The 22,714-nt window shown below is 56.0% G+C and carries 26 protein-coding genes; 10 read left to right on the top strand and 16 right to left on the bottom strand.

Annotated features, from left to right (window positions below):
* Positions 1–42: 42 nt before the first annotated feature.
* The gene (zipA, locus tag IAE27_RS24585) at positions 43–1,086 is read right to left on the bottom strand and encodes a cell division protein ZipA (protein WP_168217131.1); all 1,044 of its coding nucleotides are present in this window, start codon (positions 1,084–1,086) and stop codon (positions 43–45) included.
* Positions 1,087–1,316: 230 nt separating this feature from the next.
* Here zipA and cysZ point away from each other — a divergent pair, with 230 nt between their 5' ends.
* From cysZ to crr, 5 genes are all read left to right on the top strand, one after another.
* On the top strand, positions 1,317–2,078 hold the full coding sequence (gene cysZ, locus IAE27_RS24580) for a sulfate transporter CysZ (protein WP_004104334.1): 762 nt from the start codon (positions 1,317–1,319) through the stop codon (positions 2,076–2,078).
* Between the two features lie 159 nt (positions 2,079–2,237).
* The gene (cysK, locus tag IAE27_RS24575) at positions 2,238–3,209 is read left to right on the top strand and encodes a cysteine synthase A (protein WP_004104335.1); all 972 of its coding nucleotides are present in this window, start codon (positions 2,238–2,240) and stop codon (positions 3,207–3,209) included.
* Positions 3,210–3,590: 381 nt separating this feature from the next.
* On the top strand, positions 3,591–3,848 hold the full coding sequence (gene ptsH, locus IAE27_RS24570) for a phosphocarrier protein Hpr (RefSeq protein WP_002913505.1): 258 nt from the start codon (positions 3,591–3,593) through the stop codon (positions 3,846–3,848).
* 44 nt (positions 3,849–3,892) lie between these two features.
* Positions 3,893–5,620, top strand: a complete 1,728-nt coding sequence (gene ptsI / locus IAE27_RS24565) for a phosphoenolpyruvate-protein phosphotransferase PtsI (RefSeq protein WP_004104336.1) — start codon at positions 3,893–3,895, stop codon at positions 5,618–5,620.
* 42 nt (positions 5,621–5,662) lie between these two features.
* Positions 5,663–6,172 carry a PTS glucose transporter subunit IIA gene (gene crr / locus IAE27_RS24560; RefSeq protein WP_000522253.1) on the top strand — a complete coding sequence of 170 codons (510 nt, stop codon included), beginning with the start codon at positions 5,663–5,665 and terminating at the stop codon, positions 6,170–6,172.
* A 42-nt stretch (positions 6,173–6,214) separates the two neighbouring features.
* Here the strand turns inward: crr and IAE27_RS24555 are convergent, their stop codons facing one another.
* Both IAE27_RS24555 and pdxK read right to left on the bottom strand, forming a co-directional pair.
* The gene (locus IAE27_RS24555) at positions 6,215–6,454 is read right to left on the bottom strand and encodes a hypothetical protein (RefSeq protein ID WP_004104337.1); all 240 of its coding nucleotides are present in this window, start codon (positions 6,452–6,454) and stop codon (positions 6,215–6,217) included.
* A complete protein-coding gene (gene pdxK / locus IAE27_RS24550) occupies positions 6,451–7,317 on the bottom strand; it encodes a pyridoxine/pyridoxal/pyridoxamine kinase (RefSeq protein ID WP_004114329.1) in 867 nt (288 codons plus the stop codon). The genes IAE27_RS24555 and pdxK overlap by 4 nt, the downstream gene beginning before the upstream one ends.
* Positions 7,318–7,400: 83 nt before the next feature.
* Between pdxK and ptsJ the strand changes: the two genes are divergently transcribed.
* From ptsJ to IAE27_RS24535, 3 genes are read left to right on the top strand one after another with little or no spacing between them, the layout of a single operon-like run.
* Positions 7,401–8,699 carry a transcriptional regulator PtsJ gene (gene ptsJ, locus IAE27_RS24545; RefSeq protein ID WP_070555675.1) on the top strand — a complete coding sequence of 433 codons (1,299 nt, stop codon included), beginning with the start codon at positions 7,401–7,403 and terminating at the stop codon, positions 8,697–8,699.
* 14 nt (positions 8,700–8,713) lie between these two features.
* Positions 8,714–9,421: a type 1 glutamine amidotransferase gene (locus IAE27_RS24540; protein ID WP_023321402.1), complete on the top strand. Its 708-nt coding sequence runs from the start codon at positions 8,714–8,716 to the stop codon at positions 9,419–9,421.
* 45 nt (positions 9,422–9,466) lie between these two features.
* Entirely contained in the window at positions 9,467–9,874 is a 408-nt protein-coding gene (locus tag IAE27_RS24535) for a YybH family protein (RefSeq protein WP_004104344.1), read from the top strand.
* Here IAE27_RS24535 and cysM read toward each other — a convergent pair.
* From cysM to IAE27_RS24490, 9 genes are all read right to left on the bottom strand, one after another.
* Positions 9,871–10,782 (bottom strand): cysteine synthase CysM, encoded by a 912-nt coding sequence (cysM, locus tag IAE27_RS24530; RefSeq protein WP_026056015.1) that lies wholly within the window; start codon positions 10,780–10,782, stop codon positions 9,871–9,873. The two genes, IAE27_RS24535 and cysM, sit on opposite strands and share 4 nt — an antisense overlap.
* A 133-nt stretch (positions 10,783–10,915) precedes the next feature.
* Complete coding sequence (cysA, locus tag IAE27_RS24525) at positions 10,916–12,010, bottom strand: sulfate/thiosulfate ABC transporter ATP-binding protein CysA (protein ID WP_004104347.1); 1,095 nt, start codon at positions 12,008–12,010, stop codon at positions 10,916–10,918.
* Positions 12,000–12,875 carry a sulfate/thiosulfate ABC transporter permease CysW gene (cysW, locus tag IAE27_RS24520; protein ID WP_004104348.1) on the bottom strand — a complete coding sequence of 292 codons (876 nt, stop codon included), beginning with the start codon at positions 12,873–12,875 and terminating at the stop codon, positions 12,000–12,002. The genes cysA and cysW overlap by 11 nt, the downstream gene beginning before the upstream one ends.
* Complete coding sequence (gene cysT / locus IAE27_RS24515) at positions 12,875–13,708, bottom strand: sulfate/thiosulfate ABC transporter permease CysT (RefSeq protein ID WP_004104350.1); 834 nt, start codon at positions 13,706–13,708, stop codon at positions 12,875–12,877. The genes cysW and cysT overlap by 1 nt, the downstream gene beginning before the upstream one ends.
* Complete coding sequence (cysP, locus tag IAE27_RS24510) at positions 13,708–14,724, bottom strand: thiosulfate/sulfate ABC transporter substrate-binding protein CysP (protein ID WP_004104352.1); 1,017 nt, start codon at positions 14,722–14,724, stop codon at positions 13,708–13,710. Before cysP ends, cysT begins: the two co-directional genes overlap by 1 nt.
* 226 nt (positions 14,725–14,950) lie before the next feature.
* Positions 14,951–15,850, bottom strand: coding sequence for a Dyp-type peroxidase (locus IAE27_RS24505; protein ID WP_070555679.1), 900 nt, complete (start codon positions 15,848–15,850; stop codon positions 14,951–14,953).
* A 92-nt stretch (positions 15,851–15,942) separates the two neighbouring features.
* A complete protein-coding gene (locus IAE27_RS24500) occupies positions 15,943–16,518 on the bottom strand; it encodes an RpoE-regulated lipoprotein (RefSeq protein ID WP_108704703.1) in 576 nt (191 codons plus the stop codon).
* 61 nt (positions 16,519–16,579) lie between these two features.
* The gene (locus tag IAE27_RS24495) at positions 16,580–17,029 is read right to left on the bottom strand and encodes a DUF2919 domain-containing protein (RefSeq protein ID WP_004104358.1); all 450 of its coding nucleotides are present in this window, start codon (positions 17,027–17,029) and stop codon (positions 16,580–16,582) included.
* Positions 17,016–17,441 carry a GNAT family acetyltransferase gene (locus IAE27_RS24490; protein WP_004104360.1) on the bottom strand — a complete coding sequence of 142 codons (426 nt, stop codon included), beginning with the start codon at positions 17,439–17,441 and terminating at the stop codon, positions 17,016–17,018. Before IAE27_RS24490 ends, IAE27_RS24495 begins: the two co-directional genes overlap by 14 nt.
* 211 nt (positions 17,442–17,652) lie before the next feature.
* Between IAE27_RS24490 and amiA the strand changes: the two genes are divergently transcribed.
* Together amiA and hemF are read left to right on the top strand one after the other, a co-directional pair.
* Positions 17,653–18,528 carry an N-acetylmuramoyl-L-alanine amidase AmiA gene (amiA, locus tag IAE27_RS24485; protein ID WP_004104362.1) on the top strand — a complete coding sequence of 292 codons (876 nt, stop codon included), beginning with the start codon at positions 17,653–17,655 and terminating at the stop codon, positions 18,526–18,528.
* Positions 18,528–19,427: an oxygen-dependent coproporphyrinogen oxidase gene (hemF, locus tag IAE27_RS24480; protein ID WP_070555681.1), complete on the top strand. Its 900-nt coding sequence runs from the start codon at positions 18,528–18,530 to the stop codon at positions 19,425–19,427. The genes amiA and hemF overlap by 1 nt, the downstream gene beginning before the upstream one ends.
* A 114-nt stretch (positions 19,428–19,541) precedes the next feature.
* Here the strand turns inward: hemF and eutR are convergent, their stop codons facing one another.
* The 4 genes from eutR to eutC are packed head-to-tail and all read right to left on the bottom strand — an operon-like array spanning position 19,542 to position 22,698.
* A complete protein-coding gene (eutR, locus tag IAE27_RS24475) occupies positions 19,542–20,594 on the bottom strand; it encodes an HTH-type transcriptional regulator EutR (protein WP_023329894.1) in 1,053 nt (350 codons plus the stop codon).
* 48 nt (positions 20,595–20,642) lie between these two features.
* The gene (eutK, locus tag IAE27_RS24470; RefSeq protein WP_016809547.1) at positions 20,643–21,125 is read right to left on the bottom strand and encodes an ethanolamine utilization microcompartment protein EutK; all 483 of its coding nucleotides are present in this window, start codon (positions 21,123–21,125) and stop codon (positions 20,643–20,645) included.
* Between the two features lie 10 nt (positions 21,126–21,135).
* A complete protein-coding gene (eutL, locus tag IAE27_RS24465) occupies positions 21,136–21,795 on the bottom strand; it encodes an ethanolamine utilization microcompartment protein EutL (protein WP_004104369.1) in 660 nt (219 codons plus the stop codon).
* Between the two features lie 9 nt (positions 21,796–21,804).
* Positions 21,805–22,698: an ethanolamine ammonia-lyase subunit EutC gene (gene eutC, locus IAE27_RS24460; protein WP_026056014.1), complete on the bottom strand. Its 894-nt coding sequence runs from the start codon at positions 22,696–22,698 to the stop codon at positions 21,805–21,807.
* Between the last annotated feature and the right edge of the window lie 16 nt (positions 22,699–22,714).

Raw genomic sequence — 22,714 nt, 5'->3', positions numbered from 1 at the left:
GGCGGGGGTTCAGGATAAGTAGATTAAACGCAAAAAGCGGGATCAGGCGTTCGCCTCTTTTACTTCACGAATGCGATCCTGATATTCACGCAGTTTTTGCGGCGTCATCATACGACGCTGGTCGTCCAGCACCACGCCACCGACTTCATCGGCAATGTACTGCGCGGACTGCAGCATCAGCTTAAAGTTTTGCAGTTCATCGCCAAAGGACGGAACCTGCATAAAGATAGTCACCCCAGGGGTCATCATATCCGCCATGCTGTCCGGATTAAAGGTGCCAGGTTTAACCATATTCGCCAGACTGAAAAGCACCTGGCCGCTACCGTCCGGGCTCAGGTGACGATGGAAAATATTCATATCGCCAAATTTGAAGCCCGCCTGCTGGATACTGTTGATGAGCAGCTCGCCGTTAAGCTGCGAGCCATGATGCGCGGCGACGTTCATCACGATGACCGTCTCCTTGCGCTCTTTAGGCTGCGGCGCTGCCGGCTGCGGCTCAGGGGCCGGAGGTTCAGGCGTCGGCTGCGGCTGCGGAGCGGCAACAGGCTGCTGTTGAACCGGCTGCTGCACATGCTGAACGGGTTGCTGCACATGTTGCTGTGGCTGCGGCGATTGCTGTGGCTGCGTTTGCGGCGGCTGCTGGGGCTGCACGGGCTGTGTCACCGGCTGCTGCGTCGGCGCGGCATAATGCGGTTGCTGAACCGGAGCCTGAGGGTGAACTGGCTGCTGATGCGGCTGCTGCGGTGCACGGGCAGGCTCTTCCGGGCGCACAGGCTGCTGCGCCTGACGCTCATAAGGAGGCTGATACTGGTGCTGCGGCGGCTGACGAGGTGCTTCATGCTCCCCATGAACGCCGTTCGGCGCATGACTCGCCCGATGAACCCGGACTTCACCGACGCCTTCAACATTGTCATCAAAGTCGTCGCCTTCCGACTCTTCATCGTCGCGAGACTTCATACGTTTCAGTGGGCGATCGCGAAACATCGAGGAACGTTCTTTACGGCTGGTCCAAAAACCGTGCACCAGTAAAGCGATTATGGCGATCGCGCCAACAATGATTAATATCAGACGCAAATCCTGCATCATTATATTCTCTGTTGTTCTAACACCTTGCCACCACGGCAAACATTTACTCACTAAGAGTATTTGCCGATTACATCAAGTGCAAGTGCGTCTGGGGCTTTCACTACATAAAGATGAACTAAATCGTGCTTTTTGCTGTTTTTTCGAACATTTCCTAACTGGTTATTGTCGGCTAACCCGATAAAATAGCCCGACATTCAGCCTGGATGTTAAAAAAGGAGTATCACCTGACTATGGTTTCATCATCCGTAACGACCCCGCGCAGTGGCGTCTACTATTTTTCGCAGGGTTGGAAGCTGATCGGGCTGCCGGGGATCCGTCGATACGTCTTCCTCCCTCTACTCGTCAACATCGTGCTGATGGGTGGCGCATTCTGGTGGTTGTTCACGCGACTGGATAGCTGGATCCCTTCTTTGATGAGCCATGTTCCTGAATGGCTGCAATGGCTTAACTATCTGCTGTGGCCCATCGTCGTCATTTCTATTCTGCTGGTGTTCGGCTACTTCTTCTCGACTATCGCCAACTGGATTGCCGCGCCCTTTAGCGGCCTGCTGGCCGAGCAGCTTGAGGCGCGTCTGACTGGCGCGACGCCGCCGGACGTCGGAATTTTCGGCATCCTGAAAGATGTGCCGCGCATCATGAAGCGCGAGTGGCAGAAGTTTGCCTGGTATCTGCCGCGGGCGATCGTCCTTTTGCTTCTCTATTTTATTCCCGGTTTCGGCCAGACCGTCGCCCCGGTGCTGTGGTTCCTGTTCAGCGCCTGGATGCTGGCGATTCAATACTGCGATTATCCTTTTGATAACCATAAAGTGCCGTTTAAAACCATGCGCCAGGCGCTACGCACCCGCAAAGTCACCAACATGCAGTTTGGCGCTCTGACCAGCCTGTTTACCATGATCCCGGTGCTCAACCTCGTGATCCTGCCCGTCGCAATTTGCGGCGCGACGGCGATGTGGGTTGATTGCTACCGTGACAAACACGCGATGTGGAAATAGCGCTATCTCGTTCGGAGCGGCTTATGCCGCTCCTTATTACTTCTGGCTTGCCATTATTTCCCTTCCGAATATAGATATGCTAAATCCTTACTTCCGCATATTCTTTAAGCGGGTATGCTGAAGCCGTACTCCCAAATTTCATACAGTTAAGGACAGGCCATGAGTAAGATTTTTGAAGACAACTCCCTGACTATCGGCCATACGCCGCTGGTACGACTGAACCGCATCGGTAACGGGCGCATCCTGGCAAAGGTAGAATCACGTAACCCGAGCTTTAGCGTAAAATGCCGTATCGGTGCCAATATGATTTGGGATGCCGAAAAACGCGGCGTGCTGAAACCCGGCGTTGAGCTGGTAGAACCTACCAGCGGTAATACTGGTATCGCGCTGGCCTACGTGGCGGCGGCGCGCGGTTACAAATTGACGCTGACGATGCCCGAGACGATGAGCATCGAACGCCGTAAACTGCTGAAGGCGCTGGGCGCCAATCTGGTCCTGACCGAAGGCGCAAAAGGCATGAAGGGCGCCATCCAGAAGGCCGAAGAGATCGTCGCCAGCAACCCGGAGAAATTCCTGCTGCTGCAGCAGTTTAGCAACCCGGCCAACCCGGAAATTCACGAAAAAACCACCGGCCCGGAAATCTGGGAAGATACTGATGGTCAGGTCGACGTCTTCATCTCCGGCGTCGGTACCGGCGGTACGCTGACCGGCGTGAGCCGCTATATCAAAGGCACCAAAGGTAAAAAAGATCTGATTACCGTTGCCGTAGAACCTACCGATTCCCCGGTTATCGCCCAGGCGCTGGCAGGCGAAGAGCTTAAGCCCGGCCCGCATAAAATTCAGGGTATTGGCGCAGGATTCATTCCCGGCAACCTGGATTTGAAACTGGTTGATAAAGTGGTAGCGATCACCAACGAGGAGGCGATTTCCACCGCACGCCGTCTGATGGAAGAGGAAGGCATTCTGGCTGGTATCTCTTCCGGCGCCGCCGTTGCCGCTGCGCTGAAGCTGCAGGAGGATGAATCCTTTACCAACAAGAATATTGTGGTTATCCTACCCTCTTCAGGTGAGCGCTATTTAAGCACTGCATTGTTTGCGGATCTGTTCACAGAGAAAGAACTGCAACAGTAATGCCAGCTTGTTAATATCGTGTAAAAAAGCACCTTTTCAGGTGCTTTTTTGTGGCGCACATCAAACTTTTACCCCTCCTGGCATTGATTCACTTCGTTGGGTCTGGTATTTAACCAGCACATTTATTTCGATGCGCGAAATTATTCCGATTGGGATTTCCATAAGCTGAATCGATTTTATGATTTGGTTCAAGTCTTCCTTTAGCGGCATAATGTTTAATGACGTGGTAGACGTTAACGGCCTGAAGGTTTCCACAGCGATTCTCAGCTGCTGGTGCCGAAGCCGGACACGTAATGCCGGCGCTAACGATACAGGCTAAAGTTTGGCCGTTAGGCTAAACTTTAGGTCCACAACACTAAACCTATAAGTTGGGGAAATATAATGTTCCAGCAAGAAGTTACTATTACCGCTCCGAACGGTCTGCACACCCGCCCTGCTGCTCAGTTTGTTAAAGAAGCAAAAGGCTTCACTTCTGAGATCACTGTAACCTCCAACGGCAAAAGCGCCAGCGCCAAAAGCCTGTTCAAACTGCAGACTCTGGGCCTGACCCAGGGTACCGTTGTAACTCTCTCAGCCGAAGGCGAAGATGAGCAAAAAGCAGTTGAGCATCTGGTTAAACTGATGGCTGAACTCGAGTAAGTTCACGGGTTCTTTTTAATATCAGTCACAAGTAAGGTAGGGTTATGATTTCAGGCATTTTAGCATCCCCGGGTATCGCTTTCGGCAAGGCTCTTCTGCTGAAAGAAGATGAAATTGTCATCGACCGGAAGAAAATTTCTGCCGATAAGGTTGATCAGGAAGTTGAACGTTTTCTGAACGGCCGCACCAAGGCCTCCGCCCAGCTGGAGGTCATCAAAACCAAAGCTGGTGAAACTTTCGGTGAAGAAAAAGAAGCCATCTTCGAAGGGCACATCATGCTGCTGGAAGATGAGGAGCTTGAGCAGGAAATCATAGCCCTGATTAAAGATAAGCACATGACTGCCGATGCGGCAGCCAATGAAGTTATCGAAGGTCAGGCTACTGCCCTGGAAGAACTGGACGATGAATACCTGAAAGAGCGTGCTGCTGACGTACGCGACATCGGTAAGCGCCTGCTGCGCAACATTCTCGGCCTGGCCATCATCGATCTTAGCGCAATTCAGGATGAAGTTATCCTGGTTGCCGCAGACCTCACCCCGTCTGAAACCGCACAGCTGAACCTGAACAAGGTGCTGGGCTTTATCACCGACGCGGGCGGCCGTACTTCCCACACCTCCATCATGGCGCGTTCTCTGGAACTGCCGGCCATCGTGGGCACCGGTAGCGTCACAAGCCAGGTGAAAAACGGCGATTATCTGATTCTCGACGCTGTAAATAACCAGGTTCTGGTTAACCCGAGCGACCAGCAGATCGAAGAGCTGCGTAACCTGCAGGCTCAGGTCGCTGAAGAGAAAGCGGAACTGGCTAAGCTGAAAGACCTGCCGGCAATTACGCTGGACGGCCATCAGGTTGAAGTTTGCGCCAATATCGGTACCGTACGCGACGTTGAAGGTGCCGAGCGTAACGGCGCAGAAGGCGTTGGTTTATATCGTACTGAATTCCTGTTCATGGACCGTGATTCGCTGCCAACTGAAGAAGAACAGTTCGCGGCTTATAAAGCGGTTGCCGAAGCATGCGGCTCTCAGGCCGTTATTGTTCGTACCATGGACATCGGCGGCGACAAAGAGCTGCCGTACATGAACTTCCCGAAAGAAGAGAACCCGTTCCTCGGCTGGCGCGCCGTGCGTATCGCCATGGATCGCAAAGAAATTCTGCGCGACCAGGTACGTGCCATCCTGCGCGCCTCTGCTTTCGGTAAACTGCGCATCATGTTCCCGATGATCATCTCTGTTGAAGAAGTGCGTGCACTGAAAAAAGAGATCGAAATCTACAAGCAGGAACTGCGCGACGAAGGTAAAGCATTTGACGAAGCAATCGAGATTGGCGTAATGGTGGAAACCCCTGCCGCTGCGACTATTGCACGTCACTTAGCCAAAGAAGTTGATTTCTTTAGTATCGGTACCAATGATTTAACGCAGTATACTCTGGCAGTTGACCGTGGTAATGATATGATTTCACATCTTTACCAGCCAATGTCCCCGTCTGTGCTGACGCTGATTAAGCAAGTTATTGATGCTTCTCATGCTGAAGGCAAATGGACCGGCATGTGCGGTGAGCTTGCGGGCGATGAACGTGCTACACTTCTGTTGCTGGGTATGGGTCTGGACGAGTTCTCTATGAGCGCCATTTCCATCCCGCGCATTAAGAAGATTATTCGTAACACGAACTTCGAAGATGCGAAGGTATTAGCAGAGCAGGCTCTTGCTCAACCGACAACGGACGAGTTAATGACGCTGGTTAACAAGTTCATTGAAGAAAAAACAATCTGCTAATTCACGAGATGCGCGGCCCAAATTACTGCTTAGGAGAAGATCATGGGTTTGTTCGATAAATTGAAATCTCTGGTTTCTGATGACAAAAAAGACACCGGAACTATTGAGATTGTTGCCCCGCTCTCTGGCGAGATCGTCAACATCGAAGACGTGCCGGATGTAGTGTTTGCGGAAAAAATTGTGGGTGATGGCATTGCTATCAAACCTACTGGCAACAAAATGGTTGCGCCGGTAGATGGTACCATCGGTAAAATTTTTGAAACCAACCATGCGTTTTCAATCGAATCTGATAGCGGCATCGAGCTGTTCGTTCACTTCGGTATTGATACCGTTGAACTGAAAGGCGAAGGCTTCAAACGTATCGCTGAAGAAGGCCAGCGTGTGAAAGTCGGCGACCCGGTTATCGAATTCGATCTGCCGCTGCTGGAAGAGAAAGCCAAGTCTACCCTGACTCCGGTTGTTATCTCTAACATGGACGAGATCAAAGAGCTGATCAAACTGTCCGGTAGCGTAACCGTGGGTGAAACTCCGGTTATCCGCATCAAGAAGTAATTCTTGCCGCAGAAGAATGGCGCCTCTCAGGGCGCCATTTTTTTATCTCGCCGCTTTGAATGGCCGATAGCACTTCTCCCGCGAAAGTATTTTCATCCCCTCAGGGCCGCTTTCCAGAATCCGCTTCTCGCTGTCAGAAACCTGTAAATCACACTGATATCCGCCAACGGCGCCAAATAGCGACCCCACTTCGCAAACATCTTCCAGCGCTTCGCTGCCGGTCGTCTCAAAATGGCCGACGACTCTTCCCTGCTGACGAACCACTAAACGATAGCTCTTCATATCCCCTCCCCTGACGGCGGAAGAATAAGCTCGTCGCAGCCCTGTTCATCGGTCCAGGTCATTACCGCCAGCACCCGCTGCGCGGCGGCATGAGCGGCATCACCCAGCGGTATTCCGCACACCAGGCCGCTCGCCAGCTCGGCGCAAAAAAGATCGCCAGTTCCCTTAAGGTCGGTTTCTACGCGCGGATGTTCGATCACCTCGACCGACTCTGCGCTAACCACCAGCACGTTGATCGTGGCGCTATCCGCTCCCGGCGCGCTGGTAATAACGACCCATTTCAACGAATCCGAGAGCAGGCTGCGGGCGGCGATAATCGCCTCCTGCTGATTATGGCAAGGCAGTCCGCTTAGCGTCTCCAGTTCAAACAGATTAGGCGTGATTCCCTGCGCCAGCGGGAGCAAATGAGTACGATAGGCTTCCGGAATCTCGGCCTTAACATAAATACCGCTATCCACATCGCCAATGACGGGATCAACGAGAATACACAGCTCGGGATGATGCTCGCGAATGCGCTGCAGCCATTGCGCAAGGCGCTTAATCTGCACCGCGCTTCCCATATAGCCGGTCGTGACCGCCCGCAACTCGCGCAGGGCGTCACGCTCCTCCAGCGCCTTTAAATAACCGGCAAACCACTCTTCCGGGATGACGCCGCCATAGTAGGTGTCATAGTGCGGAGTATTGCTGAACAGCACCGTCGGCACCGCGATAACCCGCAGGCCGTGCTGCTTTATCGCCGGTATCGCAATACTGTTTCCTACGCTGCCGTAGACCACCTGCGACTGCACGGCCACGATATCGACCTGTAGTGCCCGACTTTTATCGTTGAAGAGCACCGATTGTATTTCATCCTGCTGGCCCATCCTTTCTCCCCCCCGCTGGACAGCGGGTCATACTCTGATTATCATTCGTCCTATGCTAAATTTCATTTTGTCATAGGTCAATAATGATCGTTGGAAAAACTGCCAGTGAGATCTTCGATAATATCCGCCATCTGGTGCAAAGCGGCGTACTCAAACCAGGCGATGTTTTGCCGCCGGTACGCGAACTGGCTGGCAAGCTGTCGGTTAACCGCAATACGGTCGCCGCCGCCTATAAGCGACTGGTGACCTCCGGTCTGGCCATTAGCCAGGGGCGTAACGGTACGGCCATTAAGACGCATAATACGCTTCCCGCCCTTGAAGGTGGCGATCCCTCTTCGCCGCTAAAAGATATCTCCAGCGGCAACCCCGATCCCACGCGCCTGGCGAACGTCAAAAACTACCTCAGCGCTATCGCCGCCGCTCCACGCCTGTACGGCGATGCGGCGGTTGACCCACGGCTGGCCGCGTGGGCCCATGCCTGGATGAGCAAAGATTCAGGCGTGGACGCGGAGATTAACCTCGCCAGCGGCGCTATCGATGCGCTCGAACGTCTGCTGTGCGCCCTGCTGCTGCCGGGCGATAGCGTGGCTATCGAAGATCCCTGCTTTCTCAGCAGCATTAATATGCTGCGCTATGCCGGCTTCACCCCCTCGCCGGTGCCGGTCGACGCTGAAGGCATGCAGCCTGATGCCCTTGAGGAGGCGCTGCGCAACGGCGCCCGGGCGGTGATCATCACCCCGCGAGCACATAATCCGACGGGCTGTAGCCTTAGCGAGCCCCGCGCCCGGGCGATACGCGATATCCTGGCCCGCTATCCGCAGGTTCTGGTGATTATTGATGACCATTTCGCCCTGCTCTCCTCAACGCCCTGGCACTCTCCGCTGGCCGCCGAAAGCCGGCGCTGGGCGCTGGTACGCTCGCTGTCGAAAACCCTTGGGCCGGACATACGTCTGGCTATCGTTGCCAGCGATTGCGAAACGTCGGCGGCGCTGCGCCTGAGGCTTAATTCCGGTAGCCAGTGGGTCAGCCATCTGCTGCAGGATCTGGTCATCGCTTGTCTTAATGATGACGCATTTATGGCATCGCTGACGGAGAGTCGCCGCCACTATCGTCGGCAACATGAAAAGCTGATCGCCGCGCTCGCTCGCTGCGGGATAACCCACCTGACGCCAGGAGACGGCCTGAACTTTTGGTTTCCGCTGGAGGAACCAAGCCAGCCGGTAGCGCTTCGCCTGGCGCATGCTGGCTGGCTGGTCCGCGAAGGCGAAACGTTCGGAATTCGCGCCCCTTCACACGGGCTGCGGCTGTCACTTGCTACGCTCAGCGATGAAGAAATTAATAAGCTCGCCAGTGACTTATGTCAGATATTACAACAACAGTGACGGGAGTTAACGCTATGCAGATCCACTTTATCGTCCATGAAGTCTTTGAAGCGCCGGGAGCTTATCTGCACTGGGCGCAGGCGCGCGGTTACGATACCAGCTGGTCGCGGGTTTATGCCGGGGATGCGCTACCGGAAAATGCTAACGCCTTTGATATGCTGGTAGTGCTGGGCGGCCCGCAATCTCCGCGTACCACCCTAGCCGAATGCCCATATTTTGATACCCACGCCGAGCAGCGTTTGATTGCGCAGGCCATTGCCGCCGGGCGGATCGTGGTGGGGATTTGTCTCGGTTCGCAGCTTATCGGCGAAGCGCTGGGCGCGCCGGTCATGCAAAGTCCGGAGAAAGAGATCGGCCACTTTCCGATAACGCTCACCACCGCCGGCCAGCAGGACGGCAAACTGGCCCATTTTGGCCCGTCGCTGGTCGTGGGCCACTGGCATAACGATATGCCTGGCCTGACGCCGGAAGCGGAAGTGCTGGCCTCCAGCGAAGGCTGCCCGCGGCAAATTGTGAAATATCGCGATCGGGTTTATGGCTTCCAGTGCCATATGGAATTTGACGCTGAGGTCATCGAACTGCTGATCGCCCATTCACAGCAGGAGCTCAGCGCCGCCAGAGGCAGACGCTTCATCCGCAGCGAACAGGAGATGCGCGCCTGGGATTACCGCGAAATGAATCAGAAGCTGTGGACATTCCTTGATAAGCTGACGGAAAAGTAAGCAAAATGCTTTTATTAAAGCCCGATAATTTAAGGATCGCCTGAAATGCACAATCCCAATCCGCAGCTTAAAGCCGCCATTGAAGCCTGCGATCGCGCTATCTCGCAGGAAGATTACGCGACGTTGATGGAGTATTACGCCGACGACGCCGCGCTGGTGGTCAAACCGGGCATGGTCGTCAAGGGGAAAGAAAATATCCGTAAAGCGTTTATCGCCATTGCCGACTATTTCCAGCACCGGCTGGTGGTAACGCAGGGGAAAATGGAGATTATTGAAGGCGGCGGCAATGCGCTGGTGATCATGGAAACCCGGCTGGATATACCGACAGCGGAAGCCGGGATAACTCAGGTTACGCGCCGCGCAACCTACGTCTTTCGGCAGCAGGGCAAGCGCTGGCTGTGTACCGTTGATAACTCTTACGGTACGGATCTGCTCGACGCGCCCGAAGTTTAAATTCCCGCGCCCTGGGTAAAGTGCTCTTCGCCAAATACGCCGGTCGAAAGGTAGCGATCGCCGCGATCGCAAACGATCGCTACCACTACCGCGCCAGGATTTTCACGGGCAATGCGTAGCGCGCCCGCCACCGCGCCGCCTGAACTCACGCCGCAGAAAATCCCTTCCTGCACCGCCAGCATCCGCATGGTGTTTTCCGCGTCCTGTTGATGAATATCCAGCACCGCATCCACCAGCTGCGCATTAAAAATCCCCGGCATATATTCGGCAGGCCAGCGGCGAATGCCGGGAATACTGCTGCCCTCTTCCGGCTGCAGCCCCACGATGCTCACCGCTTTAGCCTGTTCGCGCAGAAAGCGGGAAACGCCGGTAATGGTGCCGGTGGTGCCCATGCTGGAGACAAAATGGGTTATCCGCCCTTCTGTCTGCCGCCAGATTTCCGGCCCGGTAGTGGTGTAGTGGGCATAGGGATTATCCGGATTGTTGAACTGGTCCAGCAGCTTGCCTTCACCGCGCTGGGCCATCGCCAGCGCCAGATCGCGAGCCCCTTCCATTCCCTGCTCTTTGGTGACCAGGATCAGCTCCGCCCCGTAGGCGCGCATGGCCGCACGTCGCTCCTGGCTCATATTATCTGGCATCAGCAGCTTCATCTGATAGCCTTTAAGCGCGGCGATCATCGCCAGCGCAATGCCGGTATTGCCGCTGGTTGCTTCAATCAATACATCGCCGGGCTTAATTTCGCCGCGCTTTTCCGCTTCGACAATCATCGAAAGCGCGGCGCGATCTTTTACCGAACCGGCAGGGTTATTCCCTTCCAGTTTGACCCAGATTTCGCTGCCGTTATCTGGTCCCAGACGCTGTAGCTTCACCAGAGGCGTGTTGCCGATTGTTTGTTCTAATGTATTCACGGTTTTGCCCAATAAAAAGGCCGGGAAGCGTTTACCCGGCCTGCAAACATCCCCGGATGGCGACGCAGGCGTCTTATCCGGGCTACCCAATCCTGCCGTTGCGAAAACGGCGATAAACATGCGGATTAAGCTATCAGGCCGATTCGGCCAGAGCAAGCTCCTCGCGCGGCTCAATACGCTCACGACCGTTGTACAGGCGGGCATTCTGCAAGCCGACAAACAGGCGTTCCCCGCGATACGGCGCCTCTTCGCCCTGATACACCACGGTGAGCGGTTCGTCATACCACCCGAGAGGCTGCACAACTAATTGGGTGTAGTGGCCTTTCGGGCTCGCTTCCAGCACCTGTACCGGCAACGGTGAATCCAGGCTGGTGCGCCGGCTGATATCCACTTCCCACGGCCGCAGGAACAGATCCACCGGCCCCTGATACGCCGGGGTATAGCCTAACGGCCAGCGATGCGCGCCCACGTGAAACTGTCCGCCGCGAATGGTGCCTTTCAGACGGTTCACTTCGCCCATAAATTCCAGTACAAAGCGGGTTGCCGGCTCGCGCCATACCCGATCGGGCGCATCCGCCTGTTCAATATTGCCCTGGCTCATCACCACCACGCGATCCGCGACTTCGGTCGCCTCTTCCTGATCGTGGGTAACGAATACGCTGGTAAACTTTAGCTCTTCATGCAGCTGACGCAGCCAGCGTCTCAGTTCTTTACGTACCTGGGCATCCAGCGCGCCGAAAGGCTCATCCAGCAGCAGAATTTGCGGTTCGACCGCCAGCGCGCGCGCTAACGCGACGCGCTGCTTCTGTCCGCCGGAAAGCTGGGCCGGATAGCGATCGGCCAGATGCGCCAGCTGAACCATCTCCAGCAGTTTGGTAACTTTCGCTTTGATCCCGGCGGCATTTGGCCGTTCACGCTTAGGCAGCACCGTCAGGCCGAAGGCAATGTTGTCGAACACCGTCATATGACGAAACAGGGCATAGTGCTGAAACACAAAGCCAACTTTACGGTCGCGAGCGTGCACACGGCTGACGTCGGTACCGTGAAAACGAATGTGCCCGCTGGACTGATTCTCCAGCCCGGCAATGATGCGCAGCAGCGTGGTTTTCCCGGAGCCTGACGGCCCCAACAGCGCGACCATCTGTCCGGAAGGGATATCCAGTGAGATATCATTCAGCACCTGGGTGCGACCAAAAGACTTCTTAATATTGGCAATCTCAATGCTCATGATTTCCCTCCAGTTGCGCGCGTTTTTCCTGATTGGCCAAACGCCATTGCACCATACTCTTCAAAAACAGGGTCAAAATAGCCATTAACGTCAGCAGAGCCGCGGCGGTAAACGAACCAACGGTATTGTAGTCCTGCTCCAGTAGTTCTATTTGCAGCGGCAGCGACAAGGTTTCGCCGCGGATAGAGCCGGAAACAACCGATACGGCGCCGAATTCGCCGATCGCGCGGGCGTTAGTCAGCACCACGCCATACAGCAGCGCCCAGCGGATGTTTGGCAGCGTCACCCGACGGAACATCTGCCAGCCCGACGCGCCGAGCAGAATCGCCGCTTCATCCTCATTACTGCCCTGGCTCATCATCACCGGCACCAGCTCGCGAACCACAAACGGACAGGTCACAAAAATGGTCGCCAGCACCATACCGGGCCAGGCAAACATAATCTGTAGGTTATGCTCATCCAGCCAGCCGCCAAGCGGGCCATTAGAGCCATAAAACAGCAGATAAACCAGCCCCGCCACCACCGGCGAGACGGCAAACGGAATATCCAGCAACGTCAGCAGCAGCTGGCGGCCGGGAAAGTTAAAACGCGTCACCAGCCATGCCAGCAGCGTGCCAAACACCAGATTCACCGGCACGGTAATTAAGGCGATCATCACCGTCAGCCAGATGGCGTGCAGCATGTCCGGATCGGCCAGGTTATGCAGCACCGGCATCAGACCTTTGCTGAAAGCCTGCACGAAGATATAGACCATCGGTACAATCAGGATAAAGGCGGAAACCAGCATCCCGATACCGATCAAAAACCATTTCCCCCAGTTAATGCGGGGGGCGTCATAACGCTTTAATTGAGCAACGATCGCCATTAATGACCTACCACGCGTCGACCAAAGCGACTTTGCAGGGTGTTGATTGAGAACAGCAGCAGTAACGATGCCGCGAGGATCACCGAAGCAATCGCGCTGGCGGCAGGGTAATCAAACTCCTGCAAACGAATAAAAATCATCAGCGAGGTCACTTCCGTTTTCCACGCGATGTTACCGGCGATAAAAATAACCGCGCCGAACTCTCCCAGGCTGCGGGTAAACGACAGCGCGACGCCGGCCATCAGCGCAGGTGAAAGCTCCGGCAGCACCACTTTGCGAAAGCTCTGCCAGCGCGTCGCGCCCAGGGTTTCCGCCGCCTCTTCATATTCCGGCCCCAGCTCTTCCAGTACCGGCTGCACCGTACGAACCACAAACGGAATACTGGTAAAGGCCATCGCCACGGCGATACCCAGCCAGGTATAGGTCACTTTAATATCAAGCTTCGCCAGCCATTCACCGTAAAAGCCGTTGACGGAGAACAGCGAGGCCAGCGTCAGGCCCGCCACCGCCGTCGGTAGCGCAAACGGCAGATCCATCAGCGCGTCCAGCAACGTGCGCCCCGGAAAGCGGTAGCGCGTGAGGATCCACGCCATCAGCAGGCCAAATACGCCGTTAAAGATCGACGCCACAAAGGCCGACAGCAGGGTGACTTTATAAGCGGCTACCACCTGCGGGTTGCTGATCACATCCCAGTATTGACTCCAGGTCATTTCCGCGAGCTGCATCACCAGCGCGCTCAGCGGCAGCAGCAGAATTAAGCACACGAACAGCAGGCTGGTGCCGAGGCTCAGGGTAAAGCCCGGCAGCACGCGCTTTGAGGCAACAGCAAACATTACTTACGCCCCGCCGCCAGCAGTTTGTCCAGCTCACCGCCGCTGGCAAAGTGGGTTTTCATCACTTCCGGCCAGGAGCCAAACTGGTCCTCCACGCGGAACAGCTCGGTCTGCGGGAATTTATCTTTCAGCGAATCCATCACCTTCGGGTTGTTCACGCGATAGTAATAGTCGGTGATGATCGTCTGCGCCTGCGGGCTGTAGAGCCAGTTCAGATAGGCTTTCGCCGCTTTCTCCGTTCCGTTAGCCTGAACGTTTTTATCTACCCAGGCCACCGGGAATTCGGCCAGGATATTGGTCTTCGGGATAACCACTTCAAATCCCTGATCTTCGTACTGTTTACGGATGTTGTTCACTTCCGATTCGAAGCTGATCAGCACATCGCCCAGACCGCGCTCGGCGAAGGTCGTGGTAGCCCCGCGACCGCCGGTATCAAACACTTCGACGTTTTTCAGGAACTGGGTCATGAACTGCTCGGTTTTCGCTTTATCGCCGCCGTCAGCCTTGTCCGCCGCGCCCCACGCCGCTAAATAAGTGTAACGCGCGTTGCCGGAGGTTTTTGGGTTCGGGAAAATCAGCTTCACGTCGGAACGCACGAGGTCATTCCAGTCGTGGATATTCTTCGGGTTGCCTTTACGCACCAGGAAGCCCATGGTGGAGTAAAACGGCGAGCTGTTATTCGGCAGACGGCTTTGCCAGTCGGCGGGAATCAGTTTGCCTTTGTCGTGCAGAATCTGTACGTCGGTCACCTGATTGTAGGTCACCACGTCGGCCTTAAGCCCCTGCAGAATTGCCAGCGCCTGTTTTGATGACCCGGCATGAGATTGTTTAATCGTCAGCTTATCGCCGCCGTTATCTTTCGCCCACTGCTGTTCAAACTGCGGGTTAAGGGCGGCAAACAGCTCGCGGGAAACATCGTAGGAGCTGTTCAGCAGTTCCGTCGCCTGCGCCTGCGCAACCAGCAGCACAGAAGCAGCCAGCGCCAGATATCCTTTTTTCAGTGATTTAACGGCCATTGCGCACCCTTATCAATATGATGATTTTCTGCTGATCATCATATTTATAACGGCTATGAAAGGAGTAACGGTTTTATATACCGTTTGGCGATTTGGAAGTCGAAAAGAGAATAAGAGAATGGCAAAGCTTATCTGAATCACGCATCCATAACCGGAAAACGGGCGACGCTTGCCGACCGCGCCGAACGGTTCCCTCTCCCTGCGGGGAGAGGGTGAGGAGGAGATCTTACAGCGCCAGCAGCCTATCCAGGGACGGCGCGAAGTAGTATCCGCCGGTCACCGGTTTGGTAAAACGCAGCATCGCGTCGCGCTTACCGTCGGTATCACCGAACATACTCAGCAGCTGCTGTTCAATATTGTGCAGACGCGCGCAGTAGGCGCAAAAGTAGAGGCCGTGAGTACCGCTGGCGGTACCGTAAGGCAGGCTCTGACGCACAATCTTCAACCCTTTCCCTTCTTCTTTTAAATCCACGCGGCTCAGGTGAGAGGTTTCCGGTCGAGCATCGCCGTCAATCTCTTCGTTGGCCTCTTTGGTACGGCCGATCATCATCTCCTGCTCGGGAACGCTCATGCGGTTAAGCTGCTTGAGGTTGTGCTCCCAGCGTTGCACGAATACGTAGCTGCCGCCCGCATCCACGCCATCCTGAATCACCGCCACTTCACGACGGGTCTCTTCCCCCGCCGGGTTTTCGGTACCGTCAACAAAACCGCTGAGGTCGCGCTCTTCAATCCAGCGGAAGCCGTGAATCTCCTCTTTGACCTCAATCGCGGCGCCAAAAGCGGACATGGCCGCCTGAGCGACAGAGAAGTTCAGCTCATGCTGCGCGGACAGGATATGAATCAGCACATCATATTGGGTCGACGGAGCCAGACCTTTACCGTAGCCCGGGAACGCTTTTAACTCTTCGGCCCCTACGCCGCCGCTCAGATGGCGCCAGACGTGATGACCGAAAGCGACGACTGCTCCCAGCTTAGCTTCCGGATATTTTGTCTGAAAGGTGGCTAACTTATCGGCAAACACTCTGCTGGCTTCGCGCAGTGCGTCCACATCGCCTTTGACATTCGCTTCAATCCAAATCGCCGCACGGCAATGTTCCGGCAAAATGCCGCTCTGAACCTGAGACATCGCTCCTCCTGAAATAGTACAGCCACAACGCTGTGGCTTTTAAGGCGCTATTGTACCCGCTTTTTCAGGACGTCGAATCACTTCAGATCAAATTAGCGACGCCAGATAATTTTGCTCACCTTCCAGTTTTTCAGCGTGTCATCGGAAGGCATTAACTCCTCAGGACCGCTCCAGTTACCGGTAAAAGCATAGCTAATATGCTGGCTGCCCTCGGCCTTACACTCCACCACCGCACCGTTATCGTTGCTGCCTTTCTGACAGTTGCCAAACGCTTTGCTGTAAATATCGCTAAACGGGGTCCCGATTTTCACGCCGCTGGCGGCTTTGATGTTGCTATCCCGCACGTCGATACGGCTAATAGTCCCGCTCTCGCCGTTAATGGTCAGCGCAACCTTGTCATCTTTTAACGCCTCGAAGTAGCGCACAATATTGCCGTTAGTCGTTTTCATGCCGCTGCGCAGGCGGTAGCTGCTGCCGAGCGCATCGCCGATCGCCTGCTCGTTCAGCGGCGTTGTCGCCGTCAGGTTGCCTACGCCCTGTTCGGTTACTTGCGTAGAGGAACCAAACCAGTTCCACGGATAAGCCGACGACCAGTTAACCGAGCTCATCGTCGAGCAGCCGGTTAACGCCAGCGGTAATGCGCAGAGAAGTAAACGTCGCGATTTCATGACTCAGTCCTTTCTGATTAATTCAACGCAAGTTGGAGTGCGCGATCGGCAAAAAGTGCCGTTAAACCTGCTCTTCGCGAAAACAGGCTTTCAACCGACGGTTGCTTAACAGCCACCAGAGCGCATAAAGATCCGCCGCCAGCAGGGAGATGGTCACCGCCGAGGGCGATTCTCCGCTCAGCCACAGCAGCGGCTGCCAGACCAGCAGCAGGCTCTGAGAAAGCACCAGAAGCCAGCGCATCATCGGCCAGAGGCGAGGAAAACGCTGACGATGTCCGCTGATGAGAAATGCCAGTACCGCCGGGATGCCGGGCAGCAATCCCAGCCAAAAATTATCGTGATCCGGATAAAACAGATTCAGCAGCGCGTCACCCTGCTGCCGCGACGCGCCGGCCATCAGAAACAGCACCCACGTCCGCGCCTGAAGCAGCAGCACGCACCAAAAAAGGAACGGCAAGCGCAGGCGGCCGTGGGTATCAAAATCGGCGGGGATAAACTCAGTATTCTTCATCTTCAATTAAGCGTTTGCCGAGGCAAAGCACGTCCGAATGCTCATAGCCAAGGCGTTCGTACATCCCCTGAACCACATCATTATCTTCGCGGATCATAATGTTTATTTTCGGGCAGCCGCGGGCAATCAGCTTTTTCTCCAGCCGATTAAGCAGCGCGTTAGCAATACCGCGACCGCGATATTCCGGATGCACGCCGAGATAATAAGCAGAGCCGCGGTGACCGTCGTAACCGCCCATCACCGTACCAACCACTTCACCGTTAACTTCGGCCACCAGAAACAGGCTGGCGTCGTGGTTCAGCTTACGCTCAATATCCATTTCCGGATCGTTCCATGGCCGCAGGAGATCGCAGCGCTCCCACAGGGTAATAACCTCTTCGAAATCTTGTTGGCGAAAAACGCGTATCTCCATGGTATTGCCCACCATTAACGGTTAAAAACAGAGATTATGGCGCGATTGTGCCCGCTAGCCAATATCAGGCGCAATGAGCCGCAAAAAATGGCATAATATGACTTTGTCATGTATTGAAATGAAAAGTAAAACAATTCTTATTTTGAATGGTCGTATCAAAAAACACGATACGATATAACATTAGTCACCACTTGTTTGCAATTCAGGCCGAATGAGCACTTTTAAACCATTAAAAATACTTGCTTCGCGCCGCCAGGTGCTGAAAGCCGGGCTGGCAGCAATGACGCTTTCAGGGATCGCCTCTCAGGCCAGCGCGAAAGAACAACAGCCATTGAAAACATCCAATGGGCACAGCAAACCCGTAGCGAAGAAAAAAGGCGCCAGGCGCGTCGTGATGCTCGACCCGGGCCATGGCGGTATTGATACCGGCGCTATCGGCCATAACGGTTCAAAAGAGAAGCACGTCGTGCTGGCTATCGCCAAAAACGTGCGCAGCATCCTGCGCAACAACGGTATCGATGCGCGTCTTACGCGCAGCGGCGATACCTTTATTCCACTCTATGACCGCGTGGAGATCGCCCATAAGCACGGCGCCGATCTCTTTATGTCGATTCACGCCGATGGCTTCACCAACCCGAGCGCCGCCGGCGCCTCCGTTTTCGCCCTCTCCAACCGCGGCGCCAGTAGCGCCATGGCGAAGTATCTCTCGGATCGCGAAAACCGGGCGGATGAAGTGGCCGGCAAGAAAACGACCGATAAAGACCATCTGTTGCAGCAAGTGCTGTTCGATCTGGTGCAAACGGACACCATCAAGAACAGCCTGACGCTCGGCTCGCACATCCTGAAAAAGATTAAGCCAGTGCATAAGCTGCACAGCCGCAATACCGAACAGGCTGCGTTCGTCGTGCTGAAGTCGCCATCAATTCCGTCGGTGCTGGTGGAGACGTCGTTTATTACCAACCCGAACGAAGAAAAACTGCTGGGCACCACCGCGTTCCGGCAGAAAATCGCCACGGCGATAGCCAACGGCATTATCAGCTATTTCCACTGGTTCGATAACCAGAAAGCCCACTCGAAGAGACGTTAATGAAACCCGACGCGCACCAGGTAAAAGCTTTCCTTCTTCAGCTCCAGGATGACATCTGCCAAAAGCTTAGCGCCGTTGACGGTAGCGAATTTATCGAGGATAGCTGGCAGCGGGAAGGCGGCGGCGGCGGACGCAGCCGGGTGCTGCGCAATGGCGGTATCTTTGAGCAGGCTGGCGTGAATTTTTCCCACGTGCACGGTGATGCAATGCCGGCTTCCGCAACCGCGCATCGTCCTGAACTGGCAGGCCGCAGCTTCGAAGCGATGGGCGTCTCGCTGGTCGTACACCCACGCAGCCCGTACATCCCTACCAGCCACGCCAACGTGCGCTTTTTTATCGCGGAAAAAGCGGGTGCCGATCCGGTATGGTGGTTCGGCGGCGGCTTTGATTTAACCCCCTACTACGGTTTTGAAGAAGATGCCGTTCACTGGCATCGTACCGCCCGCGATCTTTGCCAGCCCTTCGGTGAAGAGGTTTATCCGCGCTATAAAAAGTGGTGTGACGACTACTTTTTCCTCAAGCATCGTAACGAGCAGCGCGGCATCGGCGGCCTGTTTTTCGATGATTTGAATACCCCGAACTTTGACCATTGTTTCGACTTTATGCAGGCGGTGGGCAACGGCTTCACCAAGGCGTATCTGCCGATTGTCGAGCGGCGTAAAGAGAGAGTCTGGGGCGAGCGCGAGCGCGATTTCCAGCTCTACCGTCGCGGGCGCTACGTGGAGTTCAACCTGGTGTGGGATCGCGGTACCCTGTTTGGTCTGCAAACCGGCGGCCGTACCGAGTCCATTCTGATGTCGATGCCGCCGCTGGTGCGCTGGGAATACGACTACCAGCCGGAAGCGGGCAGCCCGGAGGCCGCGCTAAGCGAATTCATTCAGGTACGTGATTGGGTTTAAAGTTGCCAGATGGTGCGATCCGTAGGCCAGATACGGCGCTGTTTTGCCTGATGGCGCTACGCTTATCAGGCCTACGATGACGGCACGATTCGCCAGCCGGTAAATAACGCGTAATCAAACCCACTGCCGCATCCGCTGATGCAGCGTCAACGACGGTTTCTCGGCGAACAGCTGTTGATAATCGGTGGCGAACTGGCCCAGATGCCAAAAGCCCCACTGCATCGCGGCATCTTTCACCGTTGCGCTCTGCGACCACGGGCTAATCAGCTCCCGGCGCACCGCGTTCAAACGAATGCGCTTCAGCCAGGCGTTCGGCCCGATCCCCAGAATCGCGTGAAAGGCATTTTGCAGCGTGCGGCGGCTAACGTGCAGCTGCTGACAGAGATCGAGAACCGTCAGCGGCTCCGACATATTCTCCAGCACGTACTCCCGCGCCCGGGAAAGCAGCCGCCGGTAGCTCTGATGGCTGATACTCTCGGCGGTGACCATCGGCTGCGCCTCCTCCAGCATCGCCCCCATCGCCAGCAGGAGATTATCGCCCAATACCTTGCGCACAGCGGGCTGATGAAGGTTTTCCGGATTCTCGCTAAACGTCGCCAGCGCCTGCTGCACAAAGCCCCATAGCGCTGCCTTGTGCTCCTCTTTGACCTCCAGCGCCGACTGGTTACGCAGCATATGCAGCACCCGCTCCGGGTGATGCAGGAAGCTGGCCTGACGGGAAATGACATCCTCTGAGATAACCACTCCCAGAATGGTGTAATCATCCGGCGTGCTGAGTTCGAACTCGGTGCCGCCGGGTCGGGTGGCGATCTCGGCGCTGCCGAGACACTGCGATCCTATAAACCCCTGCTCGCCGCGGGTTGTCGGGATGCCGAACCAAAAAGAGTTCGGCCATACCAGGCAGGACTGACGCAGCGCCAGACCGGTATACTCGCGAAAAACCTGGATATCATCGAGCAGGATTTCGGTAAATTCACCGTGAAATTTCCCCGGATGCAGCTGATCGTAAATCTGCTGCCAGGCGGTAATCGTCAGGGCATGTTCATAGACATCGGTGGTCCGCCGCTGGTGGACGTTATCCACCTCGACCATCGGCGTCAATTTAACGTCTTCGGGTAATGCTTCATGATAAAGATGGTGCAGGCTGGCCGGTGTTTTCTTTTTCATGATCTTATCAACCGGGAGCGCTCTCGCGTTCCCGGCACCTCCGACTGGTTAATTTTTTAGACGATAGCGACTACTGCGTTTACGCAACGATCCGGTAGAAAACAGCTGTTCCAGCGCCTTTCTGGCTTCGTCAAGCGACCAGCCAAAATGGGCGGCCACCTCCCCTGCCGTCATTCCCTGACGCGTCGATGCCAGTAGCGCCAGTAAAGGCTCAGAGGACTCCGCTATCACCGGTGGCTGCGGGGCTTCCGGCTGCGGCTGAAAGCCGCCGATCAGCCGCTGGGTGTCCTCTTCCGGGCGCCCTATCTCCCGACGGCTAACAACGCGCCCCGTACGCTGCGCCGCAGCGCTTCCGGCATCCAGTGCCGCCCGGCACGCCGCCAGGTCGCCTTCCACCACGAGGGTTAACCTGCCGGGGTCGAGAACCTCATGGCTGAGCAGCCGCACGTTGGCCGCCTTCAGCATCGCATCCGCCGCATCAACGGCGGCGACCATGCCGTCAACTTCCAGTAATCCCAGGGCGTTGATCATCGCTTCCCCCTTACGCGCGCTGGATTGGATGACGGGCAATATCCAGAACGGCATCGGTAAAGGCATTGCAGGCTGCCTTACAGGCGGCCTGGCTCCCCGTCAAGAAGGCGGCCGAATAGTTGGTTTCCGACGGCGGCGGCACGTAGGTGACCAGCTGCACGTCGGCCGATTTCATCGCTGCGTCAATGCCGAAAGTGGCCTCCAGCGGCGGCGCCACCAGATAGGCGATCGGATCGCCCAGCGCGATGCCTGAGGAAGACGAGAGATAAGAGCCGGTACGCGAAACCACGTGCGCCAGGAACGCCGTATCTTCGGCATCGTTGGCCCACTGAAACGCCGCTCCGCTTTCGATATGCGCCATCATCGCGTCCAGGCCAGCGCGAACTTCCGCCGGGTTCGGGCCGCCCAGCATAATCAGCACTTCCCCTGCGGTTGGCGACGGGCCGTGAGCTGCGCCAGCGTAGAGGGAGCGCCCGTAAACCACTTCAACCATCGCCTGTTTTGTCGCTTCGTCAGCGGCAATATAGGTCACATCATCCGAATCCGCCGTGATGAGTCCGAGGCTACGTATATGCGGCGGTAATTTAAGCTCGCGGGCAAAGCCGTCATTTACCGAAGCAATCACGCGCATGGCCGTCACCGAAGGGCGAATTAAATCTAATGCAGGCATGATGCCTCCTTAACGAGTCATATTGATGCCGGAAGCTTTCTGCTCCAGCATGCGTTTGGCCAAATCGACGATCACCGCAGCGGCTTCTACCGGCGGCGTGCCGCCCTGGTGAATATTGGAAATACAGGTCCGGTCCGCTTCAACGGTGGTTGCCACGCGCGGCGAATACACGGCGTAACAGGAGAGGCTTTCCGACTGCCCCAGCCCGGGACGCTCGCCTACCAGCAGGATGACGACCTTCGCGCCGAGGATTTCGCCAATCTGATCTTCAATTTTGACCCGTCCGTAGCGGACGAAGAACGGCGTACCGACCTTCAGCCCGGCCTGCTTCAGCCCCGACAGCAGAGGCGGCAGGATCTCTTCATAGTTGACGGTAATCGCGTCCGTAGAGAGGCCATCGGATACCACCACCTGAACGTCAGGATTCGCCACGCACTGCGCCTTCAGCGCGTCAATCGCTTCCGGACTCAGGCGACGGCCCATATCCGGGCGCGTCAGGTAGAGGTTCTTGTCGCTAATCTCGGAACGCACCTCGAGCAATCCCTGGTTTTTCACCCACTCTTCCGGAACCTCTTTCAGCACCGTATCCTTAGAGCGCGAATGGTCGGCGAGGAAGCGCAGCAGCGCGAGGGTGCGCGGACGCGGGCCGGCGCGGCCGGTGCAAACGCGCGCCGCCGTGCTGCGTTTCAGTTCGGCCAGCACTTCCGCGCGATGCGGCTGCTGCACGCCAATCCAGCCTTTAGCCTCTGGCGATCCTAAATCCAGCGCGCAGCTCTCCGCCGCGACCTCACACTGGCTCGCGCACTTCGTCGCCGCAGCCTGAGGCGCCGCTGCGGCCGTCTGCGGTTGTCCCATTGACGCCATCACGCTACGTACAATTTCTTCAATCTGCTTTTGATCCATCATGTGTCATCCCCGC

Source organism: Klebsiella sp. S69, from assembly GCF_016516145.1.
Lineage (GTDB): Bacteria > Pseudomonadota > Gammaproteobacteria > Enterobacterales > Enterobacteriaceae > Klebsiella > Klebsiella oxytoca.
This window is presented reverse-complemented; position numbering and strand designations above follow the sequence as displayed.